Annotated in this window: 15 protein-coding genes; 5 read left to right on the top strand and 10 right to left on the bottom strand. The window is 43.3% G+C overall.

What is annotated here, in order from left to right; translation table 11 throughout:
• The first annotated feature begins 13 nt into the window (after positions 1 to 13).
• The 3 genes from CS921_RS10410 to CS921_RS10400 all read left to right on the top strand — a co-directional run bounded on the left by CS921_RS10410 (position 14) and on the right by CS921_RS10400 (position 2,116).
• Positions 14 to 361 carry a PH domain-containing protein gene (locus CS921_RS10410; protein WP_099223683.1) on the top strand — a complete coding sequence of 116 codons (348 nt, stop codon included), beginning with the start codon at positions 14 to 16 and terminating at the stop codon, positions 359 to 361.
• Between the two features lie 109 nt (positions 362 to 470).
• Positions 471 to 1,673: a serine hydrolase domain-containing protein gene (locus CS921_RS10405; protein WP_099223592.1), complete on the top strand. Its 1,203-nt coding sequence runs from the start codon at positions 471 to 473 to the stop codon at positions 1,671 to 1,673.
• 62 nt (positions 1,674 to 1,735) lie between these two features.
• Positions 1,736 to 2,116 carry a hypothetical protein gene (locus CS921_RS10400; RefSeq protein WP_099223590.1) on the top strand — a complete coding sequence of 127 codons (381 nt, stop codon included), beginning with the start codon at positions 1,736 to 1,738 and terminating at the stop codon, positions 2,114 to 2,116.
• Positions 2,117 to 2,214: 98 nt separating this feature from the next.
• Here CS921_RS10400 and CS921_RS10395 read toward each other — a convergent pair whose 3' ends face one another.
• The 6 genes from CS921_RS10395 to CS921_RS10370 form a co-directional block, all read right to left on the bottom strand.
• Positions 2,215 to 2,679, bottom strand: coding sequence for an Lmo0779 family protein (locus CS921_RS10395; protein ID WP_099223588.1), 465 nt, complete (start codon positions 2,677 to 2,679; stop codon positions 2,215 to 2,217).
• A 130-nt stretch (positions 2,680 to 2,809) separates the two neighbouring features.
• Positions 2,810 to 3,688, bottom strand: a complete 879-nt coding sequence (locus CS921_RS10390; protein WP_099223586.1) for a PTS mannose transporter subunit IID — start codon at positions 3,686 to 3,688, stop codon at positions 2,810 to 2,812.
• Between the two features lie 16 nt (positions 3,689 to 3,704).
• On the bottom strand, positions 3,705 to 4,526 hold the full coding sequence (locus tag CS921_RS10385; protein WP_099223584.1) for a PTS mannose/fructose/sorbose transporter subunit IIC: 822 nt from the start codon (positions 4,524 to 4,526) through the stop codon (positions 3,705 to 3,707).
• A 166-nt stretch (positions 4,527 to 4,692) separates the two neighbouring features.
• Entirely contained in the window at positions 4,693 to 5,178 is a 486-nt protein-coding gene (locus CS921_RS10380; RefSeq protein WP_099223582.1) for a mannose/fructose/sorbose PTS transporter subunit IIB, read from the bottom strand.
• Complete coding sequence (locus CS921_RS10375; RefSeq protein WP_099223580.1) at positions 5,178 to 5,609, bottom strand: mannose/fructose/sorbose PTS transporter subunit IIA; 432 nt, start codon at positions 5,607 to 5,609, stop codon at positions 5,178 to 5,180. Before CS921_RS10375 ends, CS921_RS10380 begins: the two co-directional genes overlap by 1 nt.
• A gap of 327 nt (positions 5,610 to 5,936) precedes the next feature.
• Positions 5,937 to 8,756, bottom strand: coding sequence for a sigma-54-dependent transcriptional regulator (locus CS921_RS10370; RefSeq protein WP_099223578.1), 2,820 nt, complete (start codon positions 8,754 to 8,756; stop codon positions 5,937 to 5,939).
• Between the two features lie 185 nt (positions 8,757 to 8,941).
• Between CS921_RS10370 and CS921_RS10365 the strand changes: the two genes are divergently transcribed.
• Complete coding sequence (locus CS921_RS10365; RefSeq protein WP_099223681.1) at positions 8,942 to 9,574, top strand: NAD(P)H-dependent oxidoreductase; 633 nt, start codon at positions 8,942 to 8,944, stop codon at positions 9,572 to 9,574.
• Between the two features lie 340 nt (positions 9,575 to 9,914).
• Positions 9,915 to 14,348, top strand: coding sequence for a 2-hydroxyacyl-CoA dehydratase (locus tag CS921_RS10360; protein WP_099223576.1), 4,434 nt, complete (start codon positions 9,915 to 9,917; stop codon positions 14,346 to 14,348).
• A gap of 114 nt (positions 14,349 to 14,462) precedes the next feature.
• On the opposite strand, the gene ybaK is transcribed toward CS921_RS10360, so the two are convergent.
• The 4 genes from ybaK to CS921_RS10340 form a co-directional block, all read right to left on the bottom strand.
• Complete coding sequence (ybaK, locus tag CS921_RS10355; protein WP_099223574.1) at positions 14,463 to 14,933, bottom strand: Cys-tRNA(Pro) deacylase; 471 nt, start codon at positions 14,931 to 14,933, stop codon at positions 14,463 to 14,465.
• Between the two features lie 35 nt (positions 14,934 to 14,968).
• Positions 14,969 to 15,217, bottom strand: coding sequence for a DUF3781 domain-containing protein (locus tag CS921_RS10350; protein WP_099223679.1), 249 nt, complete (start codon positions 15,215 to 15,217; stop codon positions 14,969 to 14,971).
• 51 nt (positions 15,218 to 15,268) lie between these two features.
• On the bottom strand, positions 15,269 to 16,204 hold the full coding sequence (gene rarD / locus CS921_RS10345; RefSeq protein ID WP_099223572.1) for an EamA family transporter RarD: 936 nt from the start codon (positions 16,202 to 16,204) through the stop codon (positions 15,269 to 15,271).
• Between the two features lie 209 nt (positions 16,205 to 16,413).
• Entirely contained in the window at positions 16,414 to 17,577 is a 1,164-nt protein-coding gene (locus CS921_RS10340; RefSeq protein ID WP_099223570.1) for a hydroxymethylglutaryl-CoA synthase, read from the bottom strand.
• Positions 17,578 to 17,592 lie beyond the last annotated feature (15 nt).

Raw genomic sequence — 17,592 nt, 5'->3', positions numbered from 1 at the left:
AGGAGTGACGATGGTGGAAGAAAAATTAGATGTTTTATATAAAGGGCGAGCGAATGTGAAGGATGGCTTTAAGGCCTATCCAGGTGTGCTATTTTTGACGCATGACTTACTGATTCATAAGCCCAGTGACTATTTTGATCCAGAGATTAATCTGCACTGGCAAGACATTGCGCAAATCAGCGGTGTCAAGACAAAAATTCTTGGCAAAGAGATGCTATCCAACCTATTAAAAGTGGAGATGAAAAACGGGACCACTTATCAATTTGTTGTCAATAAGCAGAAAAAGTGGCTGGAAGCAATAGAGGACCTACTTGAGCAGCGCAATGAAAAAGGAAAATTAAATACAATCGCTGAAGAATAAGGGTGCTATCTGCCCTTATTTTTTTGGTTAAAATAGTAAATATGACGTATTTTACAATTATGTTACATTGTGTTACTATAATTACAGAAATCTAATTTGGAGGACAGAGATGGACGTAAAAACGAGAACAAACTATTACCGAAGAAAGAAAAAAAGACGCAAAAACCTCCTAATTACATCTCTTATCATGCTAGCCATATGTTTAGGGACGGGTGGTTATCTGTATTATGATTATGAGACAAGGCAACAGGCACGCGCTGAGCAGCTTGAAAAGGAAAAAGCAGAGCAGGAGCAGCGGGAAGCAGAAAAGCTACAAGAAGAGCAGCAAAAGCAGGCTGAGCAAGCCAAGGAAATGCAAGCCATTAACAATAAAAAAGCGGATATCAGCCGTTACTTAGATAGCGTTGGTTTTAAGGGAACAGCTTATATAGAAGATACCGGAAAAAATAAGTTTTCCATGGTAAAATGTGCAGGACTTGCAGATACTGCCACTAATCGTGCCAACAACGAACAAACTATTTACTTCATCGGCTCCTCTCAAAAAACACTTGTTGCAACTGCCATTATGCAGTTGCAGGAACAAGGCAAGCTTCAAGTAACCGATCCCATCAAAAAATACCTTCCTTATTTCCCAAACGGCGATAAAATTAAGGTGCAGGACTTTTTACGCCACACTTCCGGGATGAACCCACGCAAAAAAAATGGAAAAGCTATTACACCAACAGAAATTATCCAATCCATCGAGCGAGCGGGCGCCAAAACGGACCCAGGGAAATGGGATTATCAGGATGATAACTATGCTGTCATGGCCTATCTGATTGAAAAAGTATCTGGACAATCTTTTCATCAATATATGCAGACTCATATTTTCGATCCGGCAGGCATGAAAACAGCAGGCTTCGGGGCACAGTATAACCAGCTACCACAGCATGCCAACAGTTACGGTGATCAAGACGGTAAGCAGGTGCCAAAGCCTTTAAAAGAAGACCTGTCACAGTTTTACGGTGCCGGAGATATGTATTTGGCAGCCAATGATCTGAAAAATTTTGATGATGCGCTTCTTTCTGGGAAATTAATCAGTCAAAACAGCCTTGATCAAATACTGGCAAAAGGACCAGCTTGTAAATACGGTTATGGAATTTATAATTGTGACAGCTTTTTCATGGTACATGGGGTTATGTATGGGTATGAATCGATCAATTCTTTTTCAGCTGATCGAACGAAAAAAGTCATTCTGCTTTCTAATGATCGCAATGACCATAATCAGATCCAGATGAATGAAGAGATTATGAAGATCCTGAATAAAGATTAGCCCCAATTTCCAAATCGTGCTATAATAGGAAAAGAACTTGAAAGCACAGGAGGATATGGTAAGTGGAGATAAAGGTTCAGAAGATTACCGGTAAAGAAGTGGCTTTTACAAGTGATTTCGGCGATTGTGTCGGTACATGGACGGAAGATGATCCAGACCCCGGGCGAAAGTACACGGTAGAAGTAACGATTCCGGAAAAAGTGAATGTAGCAGTTTTACATGAAAGTGAAGAAAAACATTGTATATTAGAGGCAGAAGACGATTCAGGTGTTCATATCGTGGGTCAACTGGAGGATTATGAGGAAGATGGTTTTGCCGTTCTTCGCTTAGAAGAAAGCATCATTTGTTTTGATACGGATTTTGATGAACAAATTGAGCAATTGCATGGCAAATTTATCGAACTTCGTGTTGCAGGGATTACTCTTAGCAGTGTTGGGCTTTAAATAAAATAAGTAAAATCGAGCAGGAGAGGCGACTAACGCGGACTCCTGCTTTTTGCGTACAAAAAAACAATCAAGCGGTGTGCCTGATTGTTTTTTTATCAGCTGTATTCAGCGAAAACTTGCAGCATTTTTTCTAAATCATCGGCCGATTTTACAAATAGCATCAATCGTTGACGGCCGGTTTCAATTACAAGCACCCCATCTTCGGAGAGATTCATGCGTTCGATATTCGCATAGGGGAAAAAGAGCAGTGCATAAAATAGACCAGTCTTTTTGAAAATTGCTTTACTAGAGCGCATAAAACAGATATAAACAAACAGAAGCCCCATAATGCCGAGAAGAATCGTGGTTGAAAGGTCACCGCCGCGCATGATATTTGAGGCGAATAAAAGCACGATCAAGCCAACAAAAATATAGCCATCCCAACGTCCACGCGTCCGTAAGTTTACTTTCAGCACCGTTTTTCCTTTCCATAACGAAAGCACAACCCCATCATAAAGGATGAAAGCTAAAGCCGCGATATTTAAGATTATTAGAAAAATATTGGTTGCATTAAAATCCATGTTCCTCATCACTCGCATTCTGTCGCGTATTATCTGGTCAGCCCAGCATCAGTTGTATTGTAACATAAAAATCGGAGAACCGGATACATTTCCGATTCTCCGATTTGTCATCTCACTTGCTTGTAGTTTATTATCCTAGTGGCGAATAGTCTGCTGGTGGCAGTCCAAGGATTCCAGACCAGTAGCCAAGAATACCAACTACGAAAAGTCCGAGAATCAACCATAGCGGATTGACTTTTTTCTTCAAAATCCACATACATAGGAATGTGAGCAGCAACGCCAAAAGTCCAGGCATCAATTGATCTAGAATACTTTGAACCGTTGTGTCGACTGTTTTACCATCAGAGTCTGTCGTCGAGTAAGCAACAAGTGGCACGTAAATGGTCGTCCACTTATTAACGAGTGCCCCCATGACGAACAGCCCGAGGATAGATGCGCCTTCTGTCAGTTTTTGCAGAACGCCGCCTTTCATATCAGAAACAACGTCGGTTCCTTTCGTGTATCCATAGAATACACCCCAATAACGGAAACCTAACCGAATTGCATTGAAAAGTACGAAGAATAGAATTGGACCGATGATGCTGCCGTCTTTTGCAAAACCTGCACCAAGAGCCGCAAGCACTGGTCGAACGGTACCCCAGAAGATTGGATCCCCAACACCGGCAAGTGGTCCCATTAGACCGACCTTGATACCATTGATTGCACCGTCATCAATATCGGCACCATTTGCTTTTTGTTCTTCCATTGCAGTTGTCACACCGAGGATTGGTGCTGCCATATATGGATGTGTATTAAAGAATTCCAAGTGACGTTTAATAGCTTCCTTGCGCTCTGGTGTGTTTTCAGGATATAAGCGTTTGATAACGGGAATCACTGAAAAACAGAAACCTAGAGACTGCATACGTTCAAAGTTCCATGAACCTTGGAATAGGTTGGAACGAATAAAAATGTTCATTAAATCACTGCGAGTGATTTTCTTTTCACCAACTGTAACTTGTTCATTTGCCATGATTTTTCCTCCTCCCTTAGTCGTCTAGGTCATCGTCAAGATCGTCATCGGCACTGCCGGACCTTCTCGAGAGACCTCCGCCATATTCTTCAATTGCTGCTTTAACCGTATATTTAGGGCTAAGTTGAATGTAAACGATTGCGGCAACAAGACCCAAAACACCTAGTGCGACTAAGTTGAATTGTGTGAATGCAGCTACGACAAATCCTAAGAAGAAGAATGGCATTAAGTAACGAGCTTGCATCATGTTGATAACCATTGCATAACCAACAACTACGATAAATCCACCGGCAACGTTCAAGCCTTGAACGATAACGTCTGGAATGGCATTTAATAGTGATTCAACTGTAGATGTACCAACAGTAACCGCTACAATAACAGCAGGAATTGCGATACGCATTGCTTGTAAGACGAGTGCAGAAACATGTATCCAGTCGAGACTTCGTAAATTACCGTTCTCTCCGGCTTTATCGGCCATATGTTGGAAAGCAACTGTGATTGTACGAACCAAAATAGTAAGTACTTGACCAAGAGCAGCAAGCGGAATAGCTAGTGAGATACCAACGCTGATATCTTGTCCGCCTGTGATAACTAGAATAGTAGAAATAATGGAAGCTAGTGCAGCATCCGGTGCAACTGCGGCTCCGATGTTCATCCAGCCGAGTGCGATCATTTCAAGTGTACCCCCGATGATAATACCTGTTGTAATGTCACCTAGTACAAGACCGATCAGCGTACATGCGATGAGTGGACGGTGTGTTTGCCATTCATCCAAGATACTCCCCATACCACTGATACAGGAAACTAAGAATACAAGAATTAATTGTATTGCTGACATGTTTTTTTCCCTCCCGATTTTTAATGAATAATGAATAAGTACTGAAAATCAACTTTGAGTGGAATTTTTTGATAAATCACCCCTTTGATTTCATCTTGAATATTCAAAACTGCTTGAGCGAAAGAGCTGCCAAATCGTCAGCTCTACGCAAGCAAGATGTCCCAGCTTATTTTTCTTTGTCAAGAAGCGGAATCAGTTTCACTTTGCTGTCAGAAGCTACTTTACGAATTTCAAGCTCAATGCCGCGTTTATCAAGTTCGCGGAAAGCTTTTTCGTCCTCTTCATTGACAGAAACTGCATTTGTAATCATATGCTTGCCTTCACGGAAAGCCATACCGCCAATATTGACAGTCTTAATGTCAACGCCTGCTTCTACAAGTGTCAATACATCTGTAGGGTTTGTAAATAGGAACATAACAGGAGTTGTTTCATATTTAGGGTTATTATAAACGCGGATGCCTTTTGCCACATCCACCACACTAGCTTTTACCCCTGGAGGAGCAACCTGTGTGAGTAATGTTTTACGAACTTCATCTTTTGCCACATCATCATTGATAACAATGATCCGTTGAACTTGTGTTTCTTTGGTCCAAACTGTTGCGACTTGACCGTGAATGAGGCGGTCATCAATTCTAGCTAAACGAATATCCATTATAATTCGTCCTCCTCAGTATCTTCATTTTTTGGTAATGATTGTTTTAGGGATCTCACTCCGCCTGAACCAGCATTGATTGCAATATCAACAAACTCTGAAAATCCAGTGGCAGCACGCATTGAGAGTGTTTCAAGCAACATTGGGATATTGACTCCCGTTACGACATCCATTTGATCTGCCGGTAAAGCGATTTGACTCGCTGCATTATACGGACTTCCGCCAAACAAGTCGACCATAAAGATCACGCCCTCAGCAGTATCGATCTCTTCAAGTTTTTCGTTAAACTTGGTTATCAACGTATCCGTATTTTCACCTGGCACAAAAGTAATGAAGGCAACATTTTCTTGCGTGCCGATAATCATTTCTGCTGATTTCAGCAATTCCCGTGCAGCTTCCCCATGTGTGCCAATGATAATTCCTACTGGCATAAAATCTCCTCCTAACTCCATTGAATGATTATCCTGCTTTTATATAAGCAAAAAGCGTGCCAAGTTTAGCGTATTATCTCCGCCCCCTTTATCAAAGTAAGTGTATTACTTGTTTTTTTACGATCGTAAAATTGTTTAAATTAATATATTGATACAGAAAAACATTGAAATAATACACTAACTTTGCGATTTAGTAAGCAAAACCACAACTATCATTACCCCTTTAGAAAAAAAGAAAAACATGCGGGGAAAAATAGATAATACACTAATATAAAAAAAGACACTTCCAAAACGACTTGGAAAGTGTCTTAATCGGTTTAATTTTAACTAATTCACACTGGTTGGAACTTCAAATGAGGTGATAATATCATAAATGTAGCAAAGTTCATCCTCTGTCAGTGAGAGGTTCATCCGTTGAATAATTTCTTGATTCGTTTTGATAAGAGCGGTGAAACAATCTGAGTCAAGCATTTCCCGTTCTTCTCGGTAAATCAGTCCGTCATTTAGCACCATTCGTTCAAGTGCACAGCCGACATGAACCAGCAGATTGATTTTAAACGTATTATCAAACGTATAGCCGAGGTACGATTCCAGTTTCTTCCCGAAGCTCAGCAGCAGGTCCACCGTCTTTTTAGGATTTAAATAAGTCAAAAACTCACTCAGGCTGTTTTCAATGACTTCACGGGTGATTCGATTGGTCTCGCTTTTCTTAATAAAAACATTGCGCTGCTTCACAAGGCTTACAAGCTGTTCTTCCCCATCACTGGCAAATAGACGTTCGAGCGGAATGAACGGGATTTGGATTTCCGGGTCTTCAATGCCGACTGCCATCAGAATATCGTTTTCTTCTTGAAGGGCACTAAGCTGTGCATCCATCTCATGCACACCAATTGGAATCACTTTGATCGGGTCGGTTGTGATCGAATCTAAAATATTCTCGATAAATTCCTGTAATTTCTCTGCGGTTCCTTCACCCGTTGCACAAATGGTCACGATCGCGTGCGGTTTGGAAGGACTAAGCGCATCTTCCTCCTTGGACGCATAGCCGCCATAGCCACGGAAGTCTTTCAGCGAGTCATAGATACTGCTTAGATCCATGTCGAGAATATTTGATTTGCGGACGGCTTCAATCACAGTAGCTGTAGAAACCATATCGATCGAGCGGACAGGGATGCCAGTTCGCTCTGTAATAACAGGCGCAAAGCTTGTCAGAGAGCCCATGTCGACTAAGAGGAGGACGCCGCGCCCCATATCCATTTCCTTGGCACGTTCGGTCAACTTGTCGAGCACGATTTTAGGACTTTGATCGAGTGGCATGTCGACGCCTTCTGCCAGCCCTTCACCGAGCAGCTTTTTGGCGACATTGACCATGCTGGTAGCCGTATTATTTCCATGGGCTGCAACAAGTACCGCCACACGAGCATTTTCATGATCCTTCAAAAGCGAGCTGATCAGGAGAGTCAAATACATGACTTCCATATTGGGTACGCGAATGTGAAAGGCTTTTTCAATGTCTTCTTTGATCTCGCAGGAAATTTCATAGGCTTCCGGTTTATCATTGACCACATTTTCGATATTCGTATATTTCAGCGGTTTGTTGCTCTCCACTCGTTTGATAAAAGAAGTCAGATGGAGACTAAAGGCGAGAATAAAGCGCTCATTCAGCTTTTTCCCCAGGTGCTGTTCAATGCGCAGTTGTGTATCCTCGGCAAAATTAAGAATCTCCTCATTGACGATTTTTAAAATATTTTCACGCGTTTGAATCGTATTTTTAAACTTATTATAGAAGCTGTTCAAGTGAATATCGATGTCCATGGTAATAAATTTCTTAATATCATCATCTTCCACGCCCTGATCCATCAAAATCGCTGCTTTATCTTCAATGATTTTATAGAGATTGAAATTCGGTTCATATTCATCGGAAAGAATGAGCGTTTTGTTGGGCTCTGGGAAAATCGTGGTGTAGGGCTCCAGATACTCAGAAATCTCCTGCAGTTCTTTGCGTCGGCCGCTAAAATGGAAGAAACCGTCTTTAATATTGATCGGTAGTGTCTTAAAATCAATCAAAATTTCATCGTTTTTATCAAAACTGTTCAAGAATCCTTGCGCGCAGACGAGTTGGATATTGGATTTCAGCTGACCGATATTGCCGGATGAAGTATTTCCAAGCAGTGCCTTGGCCGCCTCATCTTCAATACGGATCGGCTTATTGACACGATGTGCTTCACTTGAAAGCAGATAGGTCAGGAGTTCAACCCGCTCTTTCGCTGTTCGTTCTTCTAAAGAGGGGAGCGAAATAATAATGGGAATTCGGCGGACAAAAGTATTTAATAAGGAAGATTCTGGTGCCTCAGTGGTCGCGCCGATAATCAAAACGTTAGATTTCCGCTTGCGTTCGGTTTCACCAAGTTTATTAAAAGTGCCTGAATCCATCAGATAAAAAATCATTTCCTGTCCTTCAGGTGGTAAACGATGGATCTCATCAAGAAAAAGAATTCCGCCGTTTGCTTTTTCAACCAGTCCTTCTTTTTCAGAATCTGCGCCTGTGAAAGCACCTTTGATATGGCCGAAAATGTGGCTCATCAAGAGCTGCGGGTTATTATAATAGTCGGCACAATTGAAAATGATAAATGGGGCGGAGTCAGGCAGTCTGGCCGCATGCACGGAAAAACGATACATCAGATTGGCAAAAAGTGTTTTTCCGACGCCTGTTTGACCTAAAATCAGTGCGTGCAGTCCATTGGGTGGATAAAGAACAGCAGCTTTGGCCTGTTCGACCGCAGTTTTCAAGCTGCCGTCTGCGCCGATCAAGTCGTCAAAAGGGCTACGTTTTGTCACGCCGGGTGTCATTTCCGCCAGACAAGCCGCACTTGATTCAAATTCTAACTCCTGTTCGGAAAGAGGACGTTTGAAGGCTTCTTCAATCGTCGAACGCAGAAAATATTGGACTGGTCGGCCCATAACCTTGACGATTTTCCCTTGGCGGTGGAGTTCATTCAGCTCCATGCTGACATTATTGCGCAAAATACCAAGCGCTTCTGCAACCGAGGCAGCGGTAAATCCTGTTCCTTCATTCAATTGCTGTTCAATCTGGTTGCTGTCAGAATGGGATTCCAAGTACTGATAAATTTTTTCAATACGCTTCATGCTTGATGGCTCCTTTTAGTGTATTGATTATTCGCTAGTGTATCAGTTAATTCTAATACACTCGGAAATTCTGTATTTATTCTAGCAACATATTTGAAAATGTCAATGAAAAGCTTACGGTTGACGAATATATGTGAAAGTTCTATCATATGAAAGGAACGAAAAATAATGGCGAGGTGAACACATTGTCGAAAGTATTAATGATTAAAGCATCACCGCTTCCAGATGAAGTATCGAGAAGTGCACAGGTGGCTAATGTCTTTTTAGAAAACTATCGTTTAGAAAATCCAAATGATGAAGTGGAAGTATTGGAACTGTATCAAATGGATATTCCGTTGATCGATTTAGAATTTATGCAGGCTGGCCAAGCGCTTGCAGCAGGGAAGGATTTGAAAGAAATCCCGGAAAGCACGCAACAAAAAATGGCTACTTATGGGGCATTAACAGAACAGTTTATGGCTGCCGATAAATATATTTTTGTCTATCCGTTATGGAACTTGAGCATTCCGCCTGTTCTTAAAGCCTATATCGATACTTTTGTTGTAGCTGGGAAAACATTCCGTTACACAGAACATGGCGCAGAAGGGCTTTTGAAAAATAAAAAAGCCATCCAGATTCATGGCAGCGGCGGCGTTTATTCCAATCTTGAATTCAACTATTCGCACGGAGAGCCTTATGTGAAAACTATTTTAGGCTTTATTGGGGCGGAAGTGGAGCCGACCATTTTTGTCGAAGGAATTGACCATGACCCGAGCCGAGAAGAAGAAATCGTAGCAGCCGCGAAAAAAGAAGCAGCAGCACGTGCCAAAACTTTCTAAAATGAAGTGGTTTTAAGGAAATCCTAGTCGAGGAGCAGCAATTTTGAAATTAGATGAAAATCTAGTTTGGCGTGCTGTCTATCGGCAGGATTTCTTTTTTTATAGAAGAATCATTTGATCAATCTTGCTCGTGAAATGCTTTACAAAGCGAAATATTCGTGTAAAATGGATAGTGTATAAATGCGCTCAATTATTAGTGTGTGATTTGAGTGAGTACTCACTCATTTTTGGGGAATGAAAATTTTTCGTGTAATTAACCAAAAGTTTCGAATCTAATGTGAAGAAATGCGCAATTGAAGGTACAGATATGTAAAGACAAGCAGTAGAGAGGATGAGTTAGATGATTCACGCAGGACTAGATGTCGGCTCAACAACGGCAAAGGCTGTAGCGCTGAATGATAAAGGGGAAATTCTTTTTCAAACTTACAGACGTCATTATTCCGATATCAAAAAAGTAACACTTGAAATCATGCAGGACTTAAAGAAAAAATGCCAAACAGAGGAAATGACGTTCAAGATTACGGGTTCATCCGGATTGTCCATTTCAAAATTTCTAGAGGTACCTTTTGTGCAGGAAGTCATTGCTTGTACAGAAGCGGTCGAACAGGTCATTCCAGAAACGGACGTTGTGATTGAGCTTGGTGGGGAAGATGCCAAGATTATTTATTTCAGCGGCGGGATCGAACAACGGATGAATAATGCTTGTGCTGGCGGAACCGGTGCTTTTATTGACCAAATTGCCACGCTTCTGCAAACTGATCCCAATGGTCTTAATGAATATGCACAAGGAGCGCAAACGATCTATCCAATTGCTTCAAGATGTGGTGTTTTTGCCAAAACGGATGTGCAGCCCCTGTTGAACGAAGGCGCAAGAAAAGAAGATATTGCAGCATCCATTTTCCAAAGTGTTGTGACACAAACCATCAGTGGACTGGCATGCGGTCGTCCAATTCGCGGGAAGGTGGCTTTTTTAGGCGGTCCGTTAACTTTTCTGGATCAGCTGCGTCATCGCTTTGTAGAGACGTTGAAGCTGAAAGAGGATGAAATTATCGCGCCTCACAATGCAGAATATTTTATTGCACTGGGAACGGCTTTTACTGGTGTGGAAGATGAACCTTTCCATATTGATTCTTTGATTGCGAAATTGTCGAAAATGGACTTGGGGCAAATGGCGAAGGATACGGTGACACTGCCTGCCCTATTTGAAGATGAGGCTGATCTGGCTCGCTTTAGAGAGCGCCATAATACGATGAAAGCACCACGGCGCGAGCTTGCGGACTATGCGGGAGACGCTTATTTAGGAATTGATGCCGGCTCGACTACGACCAAACTGATTTTGATGAGTCAAGAACGTGAGATTCTTTACACCTATTATGGAAGTAACAAGGGAAATCCGCTTCAATCGGTCATTGATGCGACGAGTGAACTTTACGAACAGCTTCCAGAGACGGTGCGGATTGTCCAATCGGGGATCACGGGTTACGGCGAATCACTGATCAAGGCGGCACTTAAGATTGATGTTGGGGAGATCGAAACAGTGGCGCACTACCGGGCGGCGCGGGAATTCTTGCCAGACGTTGATTTTATTCTAGACATTGGCGGGGAAGATATGAAGTGTATGAAGATTAAAAATGGGGCGCTCGACAGTTTGATGCTGAATGAGGCTTGTTCGGCAGGCTGCGGCTCATTTCTTGAAACTTTTGCCAAAACGTTGAACTTGTCGATTGAGGATTTTGCCAGCTGTGCACTGGAAGCGAAGGAACCGGTTGATCTGGGGTCGCGTTGTACGGTATTTATGAACTCAAAAGTGAAGCAGGTTCAAAAAGAGGGCGTCAGCATGGAGGACCTTTCTGCCGGGCTGGCCTATTCAGTGGTGAAAAATGCGCTTCAAAAGGTGATCAAACTGCGCAGTCCGAAAGATATTGGCGACAAGGTGATCGTTCAAGGCGGTACTTTTTATAATGAAGCCGTTTTGCGTGCCTTTGAACTTTTAACTGAACGGGAAGTTGTGCGGCCGGATATTGCTGGTATGATGGGTGCCTACGGGGCCGCCCTTATTGCAAAAGAAAATTACGAAACCGGCGAAGTGACAGAAATGCTCGTTCTTGAAAAACTACGGGACTTCCGTGCTGAAACGTCTCAGTCGCGTTGTAACCTTTGCAGCAACACCTGTCAACTGACGATCACGCGTTTTGATGATGACCGTGCTTTTGTGAGTGGAAATCGTTGTGAACGCGGGGAACGTGTCGAGTCGAAACGGAACATTTTGCCGAATGTATATGCTTATAAAGCCAAACGAATTTTTGATTATAAGCCACTCAAAAAATCGGAAGCAACGCGGGGAACGATTGGGATTCCTCGGGCGCTTAACGTCTATGAAAACTATCCGCTCTGGTTTACCATTTTTGATAAACTGGGTTATCGTGTGCAGCTTTCTTCCAAATCTTCGAAAAACCTTTATGATAAAGGGATTGAAACGATTGCCTCCGAAGCGGTCTGCTACCCAGCCAAATTGACACACGGTCATGTGATGGACTTGATTCGCAAAAAAGTAGACGCGATTTTTTATCCGTCGGTTGTCTATGAAAAGCCAGAATTTGGCGAAGCAACGAATAACTTCAACTGCCCAGTTGTAGCGGGCTATCCAGAAGTGATTCGCGTCAACGTTGATGCGCTGGAAGAACAAAATATTCCCATGTACAGTCCGTTTTTGACACTTGATAATGAAAAAGCGTTGATTTCTGTCATGCAGCAAACTTTCCCGGATATTCCGGCAGATGAAATGGCAGTGGCTGTTCAAGCGGGTCTGCAAGAAGCCGAACAGGTACGCAGAGATATTCAGCAAGAAGGCGAAGCAGCCTTGCATTACATGGAGAAAAATGGCATCAAAGGGATCGTTCTAGCTGGACACCCGTATCATATCGATCCGGAAGTCAATCACGGAATTCCTGAACTAATCACGATGAACGGCATGGCTGTTTTAACGGAAGACTCGATTTCTCATCTGGGTGAAATAGATTTCAAACTGCGGGTCGAAAATCAGTGGAAATATCATGCACGTCTTTACCGGGCAGCTAGTTTTACAGCGACACAGGAAAATCTGGAGTTCGTTCAGCTGACTTCATTCGGTTGCGGTCTAGATGCGATCACAACGGATATGTGTCAGGAAATCATTGAAGGTCATAATAAGGTCTACACCTTGCTAAAAATCGATGAAATCAATAATCTAGGCGCTGCACGGATTCGGATTCGTTCCTTGAAAGCGGCGATCAGTGAACGCGATAAAAATGAGATTAAGCCAGTGCCAATGCCGGCTCCGAAAGAACGTCCGCTGTTCACCAAAGAAATGCGGAAGACCTATACGATTCTGGCTCCTCAGCTGGCCCCCACTCATTTTGCCCTGCTTGAAGCCGCTGGGCGGGAAACGGGCTATCAGCTTGAAGTCTTGCCGGCTGTGACACCACGTGCTGTTGATGAAGGCCTGCGTTACGTCAATAATGATGCCTGCTATCCGGCGATCTTGACGATAGGTCAAATGATGGATGCGCTGAAACATGGCCACTACGATTTGGATAAATTGGCGGTATTGATGACGCAAACGGGCGGCGGCTGTCGGGCGACGAACTATATTTCAATGCTGAAAAAAGCCTTGAAGGAAGCAGACATGGATCACATTCCAGTGATTTCACTCAATGCGAACGGCTTGGAAAAACAACCTGGCTTTAAAATGACACCAAAAGTGCTGACTCGCTTTATGGCTGGGATTGCACTTGGCGACGGCTTGGACCGAATGTTATATCGGACACGTCCTTATGAAGTGCAAAAAGGCTCGGCCAATGCGCTATTTGCGGAATATCTGGAAAAAGGTAAGGAACTGATGCGCGACTATTCGTTCAAAGCCTATAAAAAGCTTGCACAGGAAATGGTGGAGCAGTTTGATCAGTTGCCGATTACAGATGAAGTGAAACCGCGTGTAGGCGTGGTGGGTGAAATTCTGGTGAAATTCCATCCAGGTGCCAATAATCAAATTGTCGATGTAATCGAACAAGAGGGCGGCGAGGCGGTCGTTCCAGATCTTTCAGACTTCCTGCTTTATTGCTGTTATGATGATCATTTTGCGGCCAACACATTCAATCATTCGAAGGTGAAATCTTTTGCCAAACAGAGCCTGGCGATTCCGCTGATCAATCAGTTCCGCAAGCCAGTAAATGAGGCGTTACGGGCGAGTGAACGGTTTACGGCACCGGAAAGTATCGAAGTTATTGCTGAGAAGGCCAGTCAGCTGCTCTCACTTGGAAATAAAATGGGAGAAGGCTGGTTCTTGACGGGTGAAATGTTTGAGCTGCTCGATAGTGATGTGCCCAATATTGCCTGCTTGCAACCGTTCGCGTGTCTGCCCAACCATATTACCGGACGCGGGATGATCAAAGGACTGAAAAAACGCTATCCACAAGCGAATATCATGTCCATTGACTACGATTCTGGGTCAAGTTCTGTGAATCAGTTAAATCGGATTAAACTGATGCTCTCGATCGCAAAGAAACAACTAGCTGATCAAAGTGTGGCACAGAAGGCGACTGAGCAACCGACAAAAATGGGTGCCAATGTCACGATTCGCCAAAAAGTACGGGAAAGTGCCCCCGTTGAAAAGCTTGGCAGTACGGTCAAACGGGCCCGCGAAAGTGACCCGGTCGGCAGTATCGCCCAAACGGTCAAATCAGCTGCTACGACGGCTAAGCGCTCTGAAAGTTGCACAGAAACCGATTGTGACTAAGAAAAAATAAGTTTGCATGCATATAAAAAGAACCTGAAAGGAAGCAACCACTTGGAGAAGTGGGAGATTGCTTCCTTTCAGGTTTTCTTATTTTTACGATTCAATTGAAGCTTTTTAAGTGAGCGAAGTCATTTGGCCGCGCGTTATTTGGAGCAGATCCTCTGGTGCTAAGGCCACCTGCAGACCGCGTTTTCCTGCAGAGAGGAAAAGAATGTTTTTTTGTTCGGCAGATTGGTCCAAAAATGTGGGGAACAGTTTTTTCATGCCAATCGGTGAGCAGCCGCCGCGAATGTATCCGGTGATTTTTTCCAAATCCTTGACATGGATCATTTCACATTTTTTATTTCCACTGATTTTAGCTAGTTTCTTTAGGTCTAGCGTTTTGTCAGCCGGAATACAAGCGACCAAATAGCCCGTTTTATCTCCATGTGCGACAAGTGTCTTAAAAACTTCACTCGGGTCCTGACCGGTCTCCTGTGCGACATGGACGGCATCAAGTGCATCCTCTGAAAATGTATATTCATGCAGCGTGTACGGAATCTTTTTCTGATCCAGCAGTCGGCAAGCATTGGTTTTATGTGCCATAAATCGTTCCACTCCTTTTGTAAAATATCCCTGTATTAGTTCTTTTTATGCGCGGTAATGATTGTGTAGCTGTGCGCATTAATTGTGAGGATACAGCCATCTGCCTCCACGTACCAATTCTTTCCTTTTTGGGAGATGGCAGCATGAGGCGAACAGATTTTAGTTTTGCACCAGTCGACAACCTGATCAGTATCCAGAGACAGATTTTTCTTTATTCGAACTAGCCCAAGCTCGGTTGTGTGCAGCTTGGATAAATTTGCAAGCAGTAAATGATCTGTTGTCAATTTCTCGCACTCCCTTTTTGTAAACAAATGTAAAAGCCAACTCCTATTATATCAGGAATTGGCTTTTATGTGTTTGGCGGCATTTTCCAGTTGCTTGTTTTTGCGGGCAATCAGAATGTGCGCAAAAGTAAATGTCAGGATAGCAGCCCAAATGAATAGAAAGGCGATCAATTCGGTATGGTCAAAGCTTTCCTGATAAACCAGCACGCCCAAAATAAACATGAGCGTTGGTCCGATATATTGTAAAAATCCAACCATTGTATAACTGATCTTTTTGGCGGCAGTGGCAAAAAGCAGTAGTGGGATCGCCGTCACAATCCCTGCACCAGCCATGACGAGATCCGTCTTTAAATCAAAACTCATAAAGAAGTTTTCGGCAAAAAATAATAGGTAAATAAGAGCAAATGGCGCAATAATGACCGTTTCAAGTGTCAATCCTGTGTAGGTAGAAACCGGCACATATTTTTTGATCAAGCCGTATAGGCTGAAACTTACCGCCATGATCAGTGCAGCGTAAGGAATGCTACCGCCATGAATCGATAAAATCAGCACGCCGACAAAAGCAAGTAAAACGGCGACGATTTCAGCACGAGTCAGTCGTTCTTTCAGAAAAATCATTGCGATCAGCACGTTGACAAGTGGATTGATATAATAGCCCAGACTTGCTTCTGTGACATGCCCGCTGTTAACAGTAAAGATAAAAGTAAACCAATTGACTGTAATCAGTAGAGCAGCCAGTGTAATCAAAATAGCCGTCCGCGGATTTTTTAGTACCGCTTGAATTTCTGCCCAAACTTCCTGTGTCTTTCTTAGAATGGTAATGAGAAATACCATGAAGACGAACGACCACAAGATGCGATAAGCAAGAATTTCGCCAGCCGGGACTTGTTCAGCAAGCTTCCAGTACATGGGAAGAATGCCCCAAATCACATAAGCGATGGCACCAGCGAAGATGCCAATCAGCTGTTCATTCTGCTTCTTTTCCAAATGGATTCCCCCTTTTTAAAAATGCATAATAAAACTATTTTAGCTCAAATCCTAGCAGAATACTAGCAGTTATTTTGAAAAAAATGTCCGCAGAAAAAGAAGCGATCTAAAAAAGAAGCGCTTCTTTCCGGCATGAAAGTTGTCAGGCTTTGAGCGACCTGCTTCTCTTTTATGCCGCTTACGTTTATATTGAAAGTGGAGGGAACTTGTTAGCTTTCCGTTTTGCGGTAGTAGCGAATGTCTCCTTCGACTTTTTGGATGGAAAAACGCATTGGGTCCTCATAAACAGCACTTTCACCGTGAACAGGCAGTTTTTGAATGAAAAGTTCTTCATATGTTGAAATGGAAACTTGTCGACGATTTTCAAGCAGTTCCTGATGCGCCGATTGGAATAAATGATTTTCAAAGCCTTCTGCCAGATAGCCAGTGAAAAATTCGCTCACCGCGCCAGAACCGTAGCTGAATAGCCCAATTCTACTTCCGCCAGTGAGTGCCGCGCTGTTTTCAAGCAGGGAAATTAAGCCCATATAAAGCGAGCCGGTATAAAGATTGCCAATACGGCGGCTGTAACGGATGCTTTCCTCATAACGAGCGAGAAGTCGTTCACGCGTGGCTTCATCTGTTTCATCCAATACGCTGAGCAATGCTTTTTTGCCCATCTTCGTATAAGGAATATGGAAGCTGAGGGCATCATAGTCACTGAGTGTCAAGCCGGTTACTTCGCTGTGACGGTGCCAAACTTTTTGGAAAGATTCGATATAGGTCGTATTGGAAAGCGGACCGTCGACAATCGGAAATTCGCTATAAGCAGGACGCCAAAAGTCATAGACATTTTCTGTTAGGAACGTACTGTCGTCTGCTAAAACAAGTACGCGCGGATCTTTGGTGATCAGCATGGCGACTGCACCAGCACCCTGTGTGACTTCACCGCCTGAATTCAGCCCATAGCGTGCGATATCGCTGGCAATGACAAGCACTTTGCGATCAGGATGGTTGGCGACGTATTCTTTGGCCAGTTGCAAGGCGGCTGTTCCACCGTAGCAGGCTTCTTTGATTTCAAAAGAGCGGGCAAACGGCTGAATATCCAGCAGCTCATGAATGACAACTGCGCTAGCTTTGGAGAAATCCGTTCCAGATTCCGTTCCAACGATAACCATATCGATCAGTGCCCGGTCAGCATCTGTGACGATTTTTTTGGCCGCGTTGGCTCCAAGTGTGACAATATCCTGCGTGAGCGGCTGAACGGCCATTTGATCCTGACCAATGCCAATTTTGAATTTAGCTGGGTCCGTGTCACGTGCGACAGCTAGCTCAGCTATATCTAAAAATAAATCTGGGATAAAAAAAGAAAGACAATCAATTCCGATTTTCATATTTACACCTCTTTG

Origin of the sequence: Listeria costaricensis (assembly GCF_900183385.1) — a bacterium.
Lineage (GTDB): Bacteria > Bacillota > Bacilli > Lactobacillales > Listeriaceae > Listeria > Listeria costaricensis.
This window is presented reverse-complemented; position numbering and strand designations above follow the sequence as displayed.

Excerpts from the sequence above, each read along its gene's own strand:
- CS921_RS10405 (WP_099223592.1), top strand. The coding sequence starts at position 471 with ATGGACGTAAAAACGAGAACAAACTATTACCGAAGAAAGAAAAAAAGA.
- CS921_RS10395 (WP_099223588.1), bottom strand. The coding sequence starts at position 2,679 with ATGGATTTTAATGCAACCAATATTTTTCTAATAATCTTAAATATCGCG.
- CS921_RS10390 (WP_099223586.1), bottom strand. The coding sequence starts at position 3,688 with ATGGCAAATGAACAAGTTACAGTTGGTGAAAAGAAAATCACTCGCAGT.
- CS921_RS10385 (WP_099223584.1), bottom strand. The coding sequence starts at position 4,526 with ATGTCAGCAATACAATTAATTCTTGTATTCTTAGTTTCCTGTATCAGT.
- CS921_RS10380 (WP_099223582.1), bottom strand. The coding sequence starts at position 5,178 with ATGGATATTCGTTTAGCTAGAATTGATGACCGCCTCATTCACGGTCAA.
- CS921_RS10375 (WP_099223580.1), bottom strand. The coding sequence starts at position 5,609 with ATGCCAGTAGGAATTATCATTGGCACACATGGGGAAGCTGCACGGGAA.
- CS921_RS10370 (WP_099223578.1), bottom strand. The coding sequence starts at position 8,756 with ATGAAGCGTATTGAAAAAATTTATCAGTACTTGGAATCCCATTCTGAC.
- CS921_RS10360 (WP_099223576.1), top strand. The coding sequence starts at position 9,915 with ATGATTCACGCAGGACTAGATGTCGGCTCAACAACGGCAAAGGCTGTA.
- ybaK (WP_099223574.1), bottom strand. The coding sequence starts at position 14,933 with ATGGCACATAAAACCAATGCTTGCCGACTGCTGGATCAGAAAAAGATT.
- CS921_RS10340 (WP_099223570.1), bottom strand. The coding sequence starts at position 17,577 with ATGAAAATCGGAATTGATTGTCTTTCTTTTTTTATCCCAGATTTATTT.